Origin of the sequence: Lysinibacillus sp. NPDC094177, assembly GCF_050279145.1 — a bacterium.
Classification (GTDB): Bacteria; Bacillota; Bacilli; order Bacillales_A; family Planococcaceae; genus Lysinibacillus.
The window spans coordinates 581,292-594,345 of sequence record NZ_JBNNTW010000001.1; the positions used below are offsets into that span (position 1 = coordinate 581,292).

Annotated in this window: 11 protein-coding genes and 1 other annotated feature; of the genes, 2 read left to right on the forward strand and 9 right to left on the reverse strand. The window is 38.4% G+C overall.

The features are described 5' to 3' along the window. Positions 1 to 44: 44 nt before the first annotated feature. Positions 45 to 311, reverse strand: a complete 267-nt coding sequence (locus ACQKNC_RS02775; RefSeq protein WP_427423350.1) for a hypothetical protein — start codon at positions 309 to 311, stop codon at positions 45 to 47. Between the two features lie 56 nt (positions 312 to 367). Beyond that, positions 368 to 656: a binding site (T-box leader), on the reverse strand. 570 nt (positions 657 to 1,226) lie between these two features. Between ACQKNC_RS02775 and ACQKNC_RS02780 the strand changes: the two genes are divergently transcribed. Beyond that, a complete protein-coding gene (locus tag ACQKNC_RS02780) occupies positions 1,227 to 2,915 on the forward strand; it encodes a methyl-accepting chemotaxis protein (protein WP_427423351.1) in 1,689 nt (562 codons plus the stop codon). Positions 2,916 to 3,111: 196 nt separating this feature from the next. On the opposite strand, the gene secDF is transcribed toward ACQKNC_RS02780, so the two are convergent. Both secDF and ACQKNC_RS02790 read right to left on the reverse strand, forming a co-directional pair. Continuing rightward, entirely contained in the window at positions 3,112 to 5,379 is a 2,268-nt protein-coding gene (secDF, locus tag ACQKNC_RS02785; protein ID WP_427423352.1) for a protein translocase subunit SecDF, read from the reverse strand. A 339-nt stretch (positions 5,380 to 5,718) separates the two neighbouring features. Next, positions 5,719 to 6,027 carry a post-transcriptional regulator gene (locus ACQKNC_RS02790; RefSeq protein WP_427423353.1) on the reverse strand — a complete coding sequence of 103 codons (309 nt, stop codon included), beginning with the start codon at positions 6,025 to 6,027 and terminating at the stop codon, positions 5,719 to 5,721. A 93-nt stretch (positions 6,028 to 6,120) separates the two neighbouring features. Between ACQKNC_RS02790 and ACQKNC_RS02795 the strand changes: the two genes are divergently transcribed. Then, the gene (locus ACQKNC_RS02795) at positions 6,121 to 7,638 is read left to right on the forward strand and encodes a putative polysaccharide biosynthesis protein (RefSeq protein ID WP_427423354.1); all 1,518 of its coding nucleotides are present in this window, start codon (positions 6,121 to 6,123) and stop codon (positions 7,636 to 7,638) included. On the opposite strand, the gene ACQKNC_RS02800 is transcribed toward ACQKNC_RS02795, so the two are convergent. The 6 genes from ACQKNC_RS02800 to ruvA form a co-directional block, all read right to left on the reverse strand. Continuing rightward, positions 7,635 to 8,270, reverse strand: coding sequence for a DUF421 domain-containing protein (locus tag ACQKNC_RS02800; protein WP_427423355.1), 636 nt, complete (start codon positions 8,268 to 8,270; stop codon positions 7,635 to 7,637). The two genes, ACQKNC_RS02795 and ACQKNC_RS02800, sit on opposite strands and share 4 nt — an antisense overlap. 152 nt (positions 8,271 to 8,422) lie before the next feature. Beyond that, a complete protein-coding gene (yajC, locus tag ACQKNC_RS02805; protein WP_427423356.1) occupies positions 8,423 to 8,683 on the reverse strand; it encodes a preprotein translocase subunit YajC in 261 nt (86 codons plus the stop codon). Between the two features lie 387 nt (positions 8,684 to 9,070). After that, entirely contained in the window at positions 9,071 to 10,216 is a 1,146-nt protein-coding gene (gene tgt, locus ACQKNC_RS02810; protein WP_285398176.1) for a tRNA guanosine(34) transglycosylase Tgt, read from the reverse strand. Positions 10,217 to 10,271: 55 nt separating this feature from the next. Next, on the reverse strand, positions 10,272 to 11,315 hold the full coding sequence (gene queA / locus ACQKNC_RS02815; RefSeq protein ID WP_427423357.1) for a tRNA preQ1(34) S-adenosylmethionine ribosyltransferase-isomerase QueA: 1,044 nt from the start codon (positions 11,313 to 11,315) through the stop codon (positions 10,272 to 10,274). A gap of 17 nt (positions 11,316 to 11,332) precedes the next feature. After that, positions 11,333 to 12,337: a Holliday junction branch migration DNA helicase RuvB gene (ruvB, locus tag ACQKNC_RS02820; protein WP_427423358.1), complete on the reverse strand. Its 1,005-nt coding sequence runs from the start codon at positions 12,335 to 12,337 to the stop codon at positions 11,333 to 11,335. An 18-nt stretch (positions 12,338 to 12,355) separates the two neighbouring features. Then, the gene (gene ruvA / locus ACQKNC_RS02825) at positions 12,356 to 12,976 is read right to left on the reverse strand and encodes a Holliday junction branch migration protein RuvA (RefSeq protein WP_427423359.1); all 621 of its coding nucleotides are present in this window, start codon (positions 12,974 to 12,976) and stop codon (positions 12,356 to 12,358) included. Positions 12,977 to 13,054: the final 78 nt, after the last annotated feature.

Below are 13,054 nucleotides of genomic sequence, written 5' to 3' on the forward strand. Positions count from 1 at the left end.
AACTCCTTTTCCTAAAAATTCACTACCGTTTAACTTATAAATATTTAGCTGCTGAATCGGTTCTTGTTGAAAAAAGGATCATTATCATAGCGTAGGGTTGATTTCCGTTCCGACTGGAAACTTTCCTGGAGACGTCGGGCGACAAATGTTTTCTGTGCGAAAGCGTAGTGCAACGTAGCGGCAGCAACAAATGTTTTCTGTGCGAAAGCGTAGTGCAACGTAGCGGCAGCGACAAATGTTTTCTGTGCGAAAGCGTAGTGCAACGTAGCGGTAGCGACAAATGTTTTCTGTGCGAAAGCGAAAGCATTCATTCCCCTCCAGAAAAAAACAACAAAAAAATCCCCTGCAAAAAGGATTATTCCTAATTGCAGAGGACGATCATGACCGCGTTGCCACCTCATATTAGAGCGTATTTGCTCTCCCTTATGTGCTCAGCCTTAGTTCGTCAGCTAAATTGACGCACCTTTTGAATTAATAACAAAAGATTTATCTAAGTCAAAGCACCCCCTTTAACGTGGGGGAATCCGTTCGCTATTATAACTATTATAATTAACGACTCTCATAAGTCCATTCACATAAGCTACAAATCAGTTTGCACCATCCACTGACTCTCTAAATTGCATACTTATGTTACTACTCTTATTCAACAATTTCTCAGCTATTCTCATCTAAACTCAGCTCATCTGTTCTAAGGCTGACCTCGCTCCCGAGACCAACTACCTTGTATCGAACAAAAAAAGTTAGACTTATTCTATGCCAAACTTCAGAAATTGTCAATCTATTCAGAGAAAAAGAGTAAATGTTAAAAGCAGTTTTGAAATTTTATAAAAAAGAAATTCCTCCTCTATTTATACTACAAAAAGGAAACTAAACTACCTACATTTGGGTATTTATCAAGTATTGACCTTATAAAAATATAAAGTTATAGTAAATTTAGAACATTAATCTTCATTCAGCAATATTTTCTGTAGCTAAAGTAAAGCGTCAGCTACAAATTTTTTTGTAACGTTAGTTACAGAAAACTCCCATCTCTAAAGGTGGTAAGATGAATGCAGAAATGGTTCCTTTTAAGTGGATGTCCAAACACCTACTGAATGAAGATAAAGCCTCCGGCAGATGTCACGGATTTTCAAAGGAATGAATTTCCGGGCACAATTCAAAATCCGGACGCAATTACGCCAAGGCGAAATTGATTCTCTAATACATAAAAGAAGGTAGGCACGAATATGTCCGTTCGAAAAAAACTAAATATTGGTTTTATATCACTCACTTGTTTACTCTTAATATCAAGTATTATTTCATTTATTCAGTTTAAATCGGTTGAAGGAGATCTAGTAGAGGTCCTTGATCACAGAATCTTGCAAATTCAACTAACAGAGAAAATACAGCAGGAGCTTGCCTCACAAGGGCTCTTTTTACGTTCCTATATTCTAAATAGTAAGGATGAGACTACAAAAGCAAATTTAGAACGTTATGAAAAAATTCTACCAGAGACGATTCAAGAACTTTCAGGTATCGTTCGTTCCGATTACACAAAAAATATTATGAAGCAAGTAACTGAATTACAGCAAGATTTACTAAAAAGTTCTGATAAAGCAGTGCAAGCATTTAATAGTGGAAATACAGATTTAGCTTTGTCATACATAAACGGAGAAGTTACAAAAAGCAACAAAGAAATTTACTCACTGACAAATGATTTATTAAATTATCATGATGAACAGCTGCAAAAAGTTAAAAGCAGTGTTGTCCCAACAGTTGCACGAGCTATTATTATTTCCGTTGTCTTACTTGTTTTAAGTGCAATTGTTGGTTTATATTTTATGTATTTTGTAAAACGCTCAATCACTCAACCGCTTGGTAAAGTGATTGACGCAGCCGATACATTAGCACACGGTGACTTAACGATTGCTCAACTTGAACATAACTCAAAAGATGAGATAGGTACACTTGCCACAGCAGTGAATGCGTTAAAACAAAACTTATCTGTACTTATTAAAAATGTTCAGGACAACGCTACACATTTAACTGCTGCGTCTGAAGAGCTTTCCGCTAGCACAGAAGAAGTGACAGCAACTTCTAATGACATTGCATATCGTGTACAAGATACGACAAATCATTTATCCTCAGCTGCTAGTGTCTCTAAGCAAAGTGCGATAGCGATGGATGAAACAGCTACTGGTGTACAACGAATTGCTGAAGCTACACAAACTTTGCATCACAATGCCAAGAATATGACACAACTTGCCCATACAGGAAGCAAAACGATTACAACGGCTAAAGAACAAATGGATACCATTTCTGAGACTACTACTCGAATTGCCGATTTAACGCAGAAGCTAAGTAAGCAATCTGAAGAAATTGGACAAATTACAAAAGTGATTACTACGATTACTGAACAAACAAATTTACTAGCACTGAATGCTGCCATCGAAGCAGCACGAGCTGGTGAGCACGGCAAAGGCTTCGCGGTAGTAGCAGATGAGGTACGAAAGCTTGCAGAGGAATCACATCAATCTGCCGGTCAAATTGTCGCTCTCACAAATGAAATTCAAACGGATACACGCAATGTAGCAGCTGCAGTTGACGCAGGATTAGCATCCGTACAGGATGGTGTAGCGAAAATTCATGAAGCTGGGGATGCATTCTATTCTATTACAGAATCTGTTCAAACATTTACTGATCAAATTGAAGATATATCAGCCACTTCCGAACAGATTTCAGCAAGTGCTGTAGAAGTAGCTACCTCTGTAACAGAAATTGCAAATGGCTCGAGCGTTTCAGCGAGTAATGCACAATTCATCGCTGAAGCAGTAGATGAGCAAGCAGCAGCCATGCAACAAGTTAATGAGGTAGCAGAGGAATTAAGCAACAACGCCCAGGAACTGCAGTCTTTACTACAACAATTTAAACTTTAATAGATCATAACAAAAGAAACTACTGTTTTCGAAGAAAGCAAGCAGTTTCTTTTGTTTTTTTATTTAAAAGGTTTTGCATTAAATGTTGGAGATCAAACAATCCGTCTATTCGACTTTTCATTCCGTCGCATTTATTTTCCATTAAAAAAGCAGGGAAAGAAATATTTCTTTCCCTGCCTCGCATTAAACACCAATATTAAACAGTAGGCTCATCAGTTCCCCATTGTTTTTTCTCTTTTTTGTGAATCTGACCATCTGACTTTTTCATTTCACGAACTTTTAATGAATACCAGATTTGTGCTGCAATACAAATCGAAGAATACATACCTGTTATTAAACCAACTAATAACGCGATTGAGAAGTTTTGAATCGATGGTGCACCTAAAAGAAGAAGTGCCACTGTAACGATAATAACCGTTAACACTGTGTTGACAGATCGACCCATTGTTTGACGTAGTGATTTGTTAACGATATCCGCTAACACTTCACGGTCCTTAATCGTATCATATCGATTTAAGTTTTCACGCATTCGGTCAAATGTAACAATCGTATCATTAATAGAGTAACCGACAATCGTCAGTACAGCAGCAATGAACGTAATATCGACTTCTAAGCGCATAAAGCTAAATACAGCAACAATTAAGAATATGTCATGTATTAACGAAACAATTGCCCCAACACCCATGCGCCATTCGAAACGAATCGCTACATAGATAATGATACCGATAGCTGCAATAGATAATCCTTTTATTGCATTTTTCACTAGCTCTTTACCGACAGTTGGTGATACTGTACTTACTCCAGGCTCATGACCATATTTTTTGCCCGCTTCTTTTTTGAATTTTAAAATTTCCGCTTGCGATAAGTCATGGTTATAACGAATAACTGCAGAGTTACTCTTTTCACCTGTAAGAACGATATCATCAGATGAGAAGTTGATACTATCAAGATATTTAGATACTTCTTCTTTAGTCAACGAATGGTCTGCTTCAATTTGTACACGAGTACCACTTGAGAAATCAATACCAAGGTTTAAGCGGAAAATACCAAGAACCACTAAACCAGCCACTAGAATAGCTAATGAGAATGTATAGAATTTCTTACGGTTGTGTACAAAGTCAAAGCGATCAAATTTCGTTGATAAATCTAATGTTTCGATATTTTCATCCAAGCTATGCTGTTTAGATTTTGCAATACCGAACCACGCTGGATTATTGAAATATCCGCTGTTGACTAGTAAACCTAATAGTACACGAGATCCCCAAACAGCTGTTAGGAAGCTTAGTAAAATACTGATAATTAAAGTTGTTGCAAATCCTTTAACTGAACTTGTCCCGAATTGGAATAGTACAGCTGCTGCTAATAATGTAGTTAGCTGTGCATCGATAATCGCTGATAGGGACTGCTTTGAACCAATCTGGAATGCTTGTTTAACCGAATAACCGACACGTAGTTCCTCACGAATACGTTCTGCGGCTAGAATATTCGCATCTACCGCCATCCCTATACCAAGCACGATTGCCGCAATACCTGGCAGTGTTAACACTGCATTAATCCAACCAAATACAACTAGTACTAGGAAAGTGAAGATAGCAAGTGTAATGATGGAAATAAAGCCAGGTAAACGATAATAGAATAGCATAAATAAGAAAATAATTATTACGCCCACAACGCCTGCAAAAATTGTACTTTTCAGTGCTTGGTCACCAAATTGTGCACCAACTGAAGTAGAATAAATTTCATCAAGTTTTACAGGAAGTGCCCCAGCATCTAAAATACCCGCAAGATTTTTTGTTTCATCAACTGTAAAGTTCCCGCTAATCATAACATCTGTTGTATTTAATGTTTGGGTAACTCTAGCAGCAGATGCATAGCGAGGCTTCGCTTTTTGTGATTCAGCTTTATATGAATCAACACCTTCTTCAAAGTCTAACCATATAACGAGTAAATTTTGACCTGCTGGTTTAGCGGCAATTTTACTTGTTATATCAGCAAATTTTTTCGCATCCTTTAACGTTAGCGAAACTATCGGACGATTTTGCTGATCAAAGGAACCTTTAGCACCACCTGGCTTTAAGTCATTACCATCCAGCAATACATTGTCATCGACATCACGGATTGTTAAATTTGCAGAAGTAGACAATAATTTACGTGCTGATTCTTGGTCTTCGACACCCGCTAATTGCACACGAATGCGGTTTTTGTCCTCAACCTGAATGCTCGGTTCACTTACCCCAATAGCATTTACACGTTCACCAAGAGCAGTTGCTGTTGCCGACAAAACATCCGGTGTAATTTTGTCTCCCTTGTGTAATTCTTTCACCTCATAAAGAACCTCAAACCCGCCCTGTAAATCAAGGCCTAGCTTAATGTCCTTTAAGACGCCGCCTACAGTCGTACTAATGGTTGCTGTAAAGATCACCAAAAGCAGTACGAATGCAACTATACGACTTTTTAGTTTCATTTATAAATCCTCCTCGAATAGGTGTAAGGCAATTCCTTACACTACAAACAAGTATAATAGCAAATCCTTTTGAAACGTTTATTCCTCCTTTTCCTTAGAATAATGTTGCCTGTGCTTCAAAAAGGTTGCTCTACTTATTTATTTCAATCGTTCATAACGCGCAAATTTATCCCTGTGTGAATAGGTGTTAAGCCTTCAACTCCATAAGGAAGTTTTTCAGTAAATATACTTATTCAAATAAAAAAAGCGCAACATACTCATTATGAAACACGTTGCGCTTGGTGTCAATTCAACACTGTTAGTATTCTTTTATTATTTGACAAATTTCACACATTCTTCTTAAGTTTTAACCGGACCAAGTAGCATTTTTAACTCTTCCGTATTCAATTCTGTAAACCAATCATTACTTTGTAAAAATTCTACTTGATTAAATGATACGATATCAGACGGTGATACTGCAAAAATAGTTGCGATAATTTCATGTAAACGTAATTGTTCAATATTTTTTCTGCGCCATTTTTTCTCTACACAATAGCGCCATAGTTCTTCTGCTGTAATCGCATCGTATTGATAATGTTTAAACTCTTCCATCTTACTATCAATTGCAGGACGAATTTTTTCAAATAGTTGCTCATGCTGCACACTCATTTTGAATCATCTCCAATCAAAGTAGTATCGTAAGACAAGTTTGCATACAAATAGTGTAAATGAATTTTTGTGGCTTGAGAAGGGACGGATGGCATGAGTTCTTTTGTACGAGGTACACTATTTTTAATGTTCGTGATTTTTTTATCGAAACTCTTTGGCTTCTTTTATAGAATGCAATTTATGCGTATCGCTGGTGAAGAGGCAGTCGGTATATATATGACCGTCTATCCGGCGTTCATTTTCTTCATCTCACTCATTCAACTTGGACTACCTATCGCTGTGGCAAAAATTGTAGCAGAGTTACTAGCAAAAAACAAACGCGAAAGCATCTACGGTGTTATGCGTACGGCTATTCTTTGGTCATTTATTGGAATGATCATCTTTATGCCCATTGTTGCACTTACAATACCATATATCTCGACTACGCTTTTACATAATGAACATACAACAATTACGCTTTGGATTGCACTCTTTACTGTACCGGTGTCAGTTGGCTCTGGGTTATTGCGCGCTTATTTACAGGGTATTGCAAAAATTACACCAACAGCTTGGGCTCAAATGATTGAACAAATTATCCGCATTGGCTTCATCACATTTACGCTACCTTTTGTGGCTGCCTATAATAATCCTGCCGTTACAGCAGCCTCTGCTATGGGTATTACGCTTCTAGCTGAAGTCGTGGCGTTCTTGTATTTGTGGATGCATTATATTGTCTCTAAGAAAAAATTATTGACGCGAAAGGACAAAATCGAGGCTTATCCTGCTTCCCCGATGTTACGAATTGCCCTTCCTTCTGCAGGAAGCAAGCTGTTTGGATCCTTTACTTGGTTTTTAGAGCCTATCATTTTTTTAAAGGCTTTAACTATGGCCGGATTGACAGCCTCAGCAGCAACAATTTTATATGGGGTTATTTCGGGTGTATTAGTCCCTCTTTTATTATTCCCGGCTTTTGTGTCTGCAGCACTTTCGATCGTTCTTATACCGGCTGTAAGTGATGCTGTTGCACGTCAGCATATACCGCTCCTGCAAGAACGTATTTCTGTATCATTGCGACTATCATCCTTAGTGGGCTGTATTGCTGCTACGTACTTTTTCGTTCATGGAGACGACTTAGCTGTAAAGCTCTTTCACTTACAAGAAAATCGTGGTTATGTGAAAATATTAGCGCCTATTTTTTATTTTTATTATATACAAAGTCCATTGCACTCTATATTACAAGCAATCGGTGAAGCTCGCGCAGCAATGATGAACTCCATTTACGGTGGTCTTGGTAAGCTCTTTGTCATGTTCGTGCTTGCTTCTCAGCCCGGTATACAGGAAAAAGGTGCAGTTGTTGCAATTGGCTTTGGGGTATTATTAACTTCATTTTTGCACATCGCAACAGTAAGACAGCGCAAAAATTTGCGTGCTGGATTTAGAATGTTCGTTGTTCCATATAGCTGTTTTATTGCTGTTTGTGTTACGCAGTATTTTCTGATGCAAATTATGCCACTGCCATTTGTTTTAAGTAGCTGCGTAACTTTGTTTTTACTATTTACTTTCTTACTATTGTCCAATCAGTTACGCATAACTGATTTACGCTACCTTCGTAAGCTGGCCAAGAAAGTTTAAGATTCTTTCAGCTGGATATGAAGCCGATCTTCCTCCCAAACACAAAAAAATACAGTGTTACTATCCGTAATATTATTTTTAGCTAGCTCTGCCATTAACCAATCAGCATCTTTATGCAAAACCTTTAAATGCCTATCCTGAATATCACCGTCGATAATCAGTGGGTAAACGAATGCTTTTTCATCTTTTTGGTATACGGACAGATTGCCAGAAGGCTCTAAATAGGCATAAGCAATATCTGTAACGGAAGCATTACCGTTTTCGCGTAATTGTTGACACAAATCATCTAAATTATAGCGTTGCTTGCGCATTTCACTTTCTAAAATAACACCATCTTTTATAAGTAATACTGGATCACCATCGACTAGGTCACGGAATTTCTTATTTTTGAGTGATATATATGCAGTTGTTATTTGAATGAAATACAACACGATGATTGGTAAAATTACATTAAATAAAGGACTTTCGAAATCATCAAGTGCAAATGCTGCAACCTCAGCCATTAAAATAGAAACGACTAAATCGATTACAGATAATTCGCCGACCTCACGTTTACCCATTAAACGAAAAATTACTAGGATAAACACATATAAAAAGCATGTTCTAAAAATAATCGTTAAATATTCTTCCATGCAGTCACCCCCTTATAATCAAGGTGACCGTGTAAGTTATTTTTTATACAAAAAAAAGCCTTGTCAAAAATGGATTCTCACATTTTGACAAAGCTTTTTATATGATGTAAGGCGTTGTCCACTAATGTTGGACAACGCCTTTACAACGAATTTTAGTCATTAACAATACGTCCGATTGCCTGACGATCAAATTTTACGCGCACATTGTCTGCGATTTTTAATGTCACAGCTGTGTCCTCAATTGAGTCAATAACGCCATGTAAGCCACCGATTGTAATAACTTTATCTCCACGTTGCAAATTACCCTGCATATTTTGTGTTTCCTGCTGTCTCTTTTTAGCAGGGCGGATTAAAATAAACCACATTGCAACGAACATTAGTAATATTGGTGCTAATCCTATTAGTTGTTCCATGATTCTTGCCCCCTTTCCGATTCTCACTTTTTTAGTATAGACTATTTCACCATAAAAAAGCGATGATCAAGCCCAAAATTTTTCTATATTACTAATATTTTTGGCTCTTCACCATAACTTGTGGTTGATTTCCGTTCCGACTGGGCGCTTTCCTGGGGGCGTCCGATGAGCCGCTTCACTCGCGTTGCTCGCTCCAGGGTCTCATCTGTGACGCTGATCCCCAAGGAGTCGCCCAGCCTTCACTCCAATCAACTAATATACAGCGCATATATTAAAAAAATGTCATCCACAACTTTTGGTGATGAACCATATTTTTTCTATAATAGACAATTTTTTGCTAGTAATATTCACAATTCACATAAATTTACATGATTTTTTTACTAAAGATTAGAAGTTCTTTGCATTTGGTCCGTTAAAACCATATTTCTCGAAAAATTCTTCTCGGAAATCACCAAGACGATCTTCACGAATTGCCTCACGTACTTGCTCCATTAGCTTCAATAGGAAGTGTAGGTTATGGTATGTCGTTAAGCGGATACCAAACGTTTCTTCAGTACGAATTAGGTGGCGAATATACGCGCGTGAATAGTTTTTACATGTATAGCAATCACAGTTCGGATCAATCGGCCCGAAATCACGTGCATATTTTGCATTTTTAACAACTAAACGCCCTTCAGATGTCATTAATGTTCCATTACGGGCAATACGTGTTGGTAATACACAGTCAAACATATCAATGCCTCGAATAGCACCATCAATTAATGAGTCAGGTGACCCAACACCCATTAAATAACGTGGTTTATTTGTAGGCATTAATGGTGTTGTAAACTCTAATACTCGGTTCATAACGTCCTTAGGTTCACCAACAGATAGCCCTCCAATTGCATAACCTGGGAAATCTAGCTCTACTAATGCTTCTGCAGAACGACGGCGTAAATCTTCGTATTCTCCCCCTTGAATAATACCGAATAGACCTTGTTCTTCTGTACGTTTATGAGCCTCTTTACAACGTTTAGCCCAACGTGTTGTACGATCTACTGATTGCAGCATATAGTCATATGTCGCAGGGTAAGGTGGACATTCATCAAAAGCCATCATAATATCCGAACCTAAATCATTTTGAATTTCCATCGCCTTTTCTGGACTTAAAAACAATTTGTCCCCATTCAAATGATTACGGAAATGAACCCCTTCTTCTTCAATTTTACGGAATTGACTGAGTGAGAACACTTGGAAACCGCCTGAATCTGTTAAAATCGGGCGATCCCAGTTCATAAATTTATGCAAGCCCCCTGCTTCCTTAACAATATCATTGCCTGGTCGCAGCCATAAATGATACGTATTTGACAGAATAATACCTGCATTCATTTCCTTTAATTCCTCAGGTGACATTGTTTTAACAGTTGCTTGTGTACCAACAGGCATAAATGCTGGCGTTTCAAAAGAGCCATGCGGCGTATGCACGATGCCAAGGCGTGCTCCTGTTTGCTTACAAGTATGAAGTAGCTCATAACGAATTGCTGGTTGTGTCATATTATAAAAAATTCCTCTCTTATCTAAAGTAAAAACAGTACTCCGATTTTATTCGTTATTCTCCCTTTGGACGAATAAACATAGCATCACCAAAGCTAAAGAAGCGATATTTTTCTTCTACAGCTTGATGATACGCACTTAAAATGGTTTCTCTTGTCGCAAGTGTACTAACAAGCATTACAAGGGTTGATTTTGGTAAATGGAAGTTTGTGATTAACCCATCCACAACAGTAAATTCATATCCTGGATAAATGAAAATAGACGTCCAACCTTGTTCTGCTCGCACTTCACCTCCATATTTAGAACCGATAGTTTCTAATGTACGTGTAGAGGTTGTACCAACTGCAATCACTTTTCCACCATTACTCTTTACGCGGTTGATGGTAGATGCTGCTTCTTCCGTTACACTATAAAATTCGGCATGCATTTCGTGATTTTCAATTGAATCTACACTTACAGGACGGAAAGTTCCAAGTCCTACATGCAAAGTAATAAATACAACTTCGACACCTTTTGCTTTTACTTGCTTCAGTAATTCCTCGGTAAAATGCAAGCCTGCAGTTGGTGCTGCTGCTGAGCCACGCTCTTTAGCATAAACAGTTTGATAACGATCCTTGTCATCTAATTTTTCACGAATATATGGAGGTAGTGGCATTTCGCCAAGTTGCTCTAAAATTTCATAAAAAATCCCATTATATTTAAACTCAAATGTACGTCCACCATGATCAAGCTCTCCTGTACAAATAGCTGTCAGTAAGCCATCTCCAAATGTTACAACGGTACCAACTTTTACACGTTTAGCTGGCTTAACAAGTGTTTCCCATTCATCTGTACCAGCCATTTGCTTTAATAGCAGTACCTCTATATGGGCACCAGTTTCCTCTTTAACACCCATTAATCGCGCTGGTAAGACTCTTGTATCATTTAACACAAGGCAGTCCCCAGCTCGTAGCTCATCTAAAATATGAGCAAAATGATGATGCTCTACATTTTTTGAGCCAGGCGTCACTACCATTAAACGACTTGCTGTACGGTCCACAAGTGGTGTTTGTGCAATAAGTTCTTCTGGTAATTCAAAATCAAAATCTTCTACACGCATGAAAATACTTCCTTCTTCTAGGTTTGTTGGGGATATTCATATCCAAAATGTTCGTAAGCTAAATGTGTGGCCACACGTCCACGTGGCGTCCGTTGTATAAAGCCAATTTGCATTAAATATGGCTCGTACACATCCTCAATCGTTACGCGTTCCTCGCCAATAGATGCTGCCAACGTATCTAAGCCTACAGGGCCACCACGGAAGCGCTCAATCATGTTGGTCACAAGTTTATGGTCAATATGGTCAAGCCCTCTAGGATCAACTTGTAATAGCTCGAGCGCTTGCTTTGCAAGTCCCTCCGTTATCATACCATCTCCAAGTACCTGTGCATAATCTCGCACTCGTTTAAGCAAGCGGTTAGCAATTCGGGGTGTACCACGCGAGCGTGTCGCCATTTCAAGTGCTGCTACTTGTTCAATATTAACATCAAATAAATGCGCACTACGGACTACAATTTCTGCAAGTGAAGTATTATCATAATACTCCAATCTTAATAATACGCCAAAGCGATCTCTTAAAGGTGCTGATAACGCGCCTGCCCTTGTCGTTGCACCAACGAGTGTAAATGGTGGTAAATCAAGTCGAACAGAACGCGCTTCAGGACCTTTACCAACGACGATATCTAAACAAAAATCCTCCATGGCAGGATAAAGCACCTCTTCTATTGCACGAGGAAGGCGATGTATTTCATCTATAAATAGCACATCTCCTGGCTCCAGTGAGCTTAAAATAGCTGCTAAATCTCCAGGACGTTCGATCGCAGGGCCACTAGTCATGCGCACATTGACATTCATTTCATTAGCAATGACAGCAGCTAATGTAGTTTTACCAAGTCCAGGCGGTCCATATAACAGCACATGATCTAAACTTTCCTGACGAAACTTTGCCGCTTCAATGAAGATTTGTAAATTCTCTTTTACCTTGTGTTGACCAATATATTGTGCTAATCTTTGTGGTCGTAAAGATAATTCAAACTGTTCATCATAGCCACCTGCCTCACTAGCCATCATACGTTCAGACATGTACTTCTCCCCCTTTCACTATTTTAACTTTAATAGCAATTGTAAAGCTTGTTTCATAAATGCATCTGTTGTTTCAAGCTTGTCGTTTTCTTCTAGCTGTGGACGTATTTTTTCTAATTCTTTTTCAGAATAGCCAAGTGCCATTAAGGCAAGAATAGCTTCTTCAAGCTCATGTTTATATGGATTTACACCAAATAACGGTAGCTCATCTTCTGTACTAGGTAGTTCAATAGTCTCCAACAATCCTCCAAGTTTACCTTTTAAATCTAGAATCATTTGACGTGCAGTTTTCTTACCCACACCAGGGAACTTTACTAAAAACGATTCATCCTCTCGTTCAATCGCACTGATAACTTGTTGCGGATTCCCAGTGGCTAAAATAGCAAGCGCACCCTTCGGCCCAATTCCAGACACTAAAATAAGTTTACGAAACAGCTCTCGTTGGTCTAAATTTGGGAAGCCATATAACACCTGTGCGTCCTCACGTACATGCAAATGTACAAATATTTGCTGATCAAGTGCAGATGTCCTGAACACAAATGGATTGGGCGTATTCAGCTGCCAGCCAATCCCTTGCTGTTCAAGGACGATATACTCAGGAGTTATTCGCTTTATTTGTCCTTTTAAATAATCATACATTCAATAATCCCTCACAATCATCGTCTTCGATTATAGCATATTGCGAACGAATGCTCGACTATAAGAAATAGCACAATT

Coding starts and splice junctions, on each gene's coding strand:
- ACQKNC_RS02775 (WP_427423350.1), bottom strand. CDS start 311: ATGAATGCTTTCGCTTTCGCACAGAAAACATTTGTCGCTACCGCTACG.
- ACQKNC_RS02780 (WP_427423351.1), top strand. CDS start 1,227: ATGTCCGTTCGAAAAAAACTAAATATTGGTTTTATATCACTCACTTGT.
- secDF (WP_427423352.1), bottom strand. CDS start 5,379: ATGAAACTAAAAAGTCGTATAGTTGCATTCGTACTGCTTTTGGTGATC.
- ACQKNC_RS02790 (WP_427423353.1), bottom strand. CDS start 6,027: ATGAGTGTGCAGCATGAGCAACTATTTGAAAAAATTCGTCCTGCAATT.
- ACQKNC_RS02795 (WP_427423354.1), top strand. CDS start 6,121: ATGAGTTCTTTTGTACGAGGTACACTATTTTTAATGTTCGTGATTTTT.
- ACQKNC_RS02800 (WP_427423355.1), bottom strand. CDS start 8,270: ATGGAAGAATATTTAACGATTATTTTTAGAACATGCTTTTTATATGTG.
- yajC (WP_427423356.1), bottom strand. CDS start 8,683: ATGGAACAACTAATAGGATTAGCACCAATATTACTAATGTTCGTTGCA.
- tgt (WP_285398176.1), bottom strand. CDS start 10,216: ATGACACAACCAGCAATTCGTTATGAGCTACTTCATACTTGTAAGCAA.
- queA (WP_427423357.1), bottom strand. CDS start 11,315: ATGCGTGTAGAAGATTTTGATTTTGAATTACCAGAAGAACTTATTGCA.
- ruvB (WP_427423358.1), bottom strand. CDS start 12,337: ATGTCTGAACGTATGATGGCTAGTGAGGCAGGTGGCTATGATGAACAG.
- ruvA (WP_427423359.1), bottom strand. CDS start 12,976: ATGTATGATTATTTAAAAGGACAAATAAAGCGAATAACTCCTGAGTAT.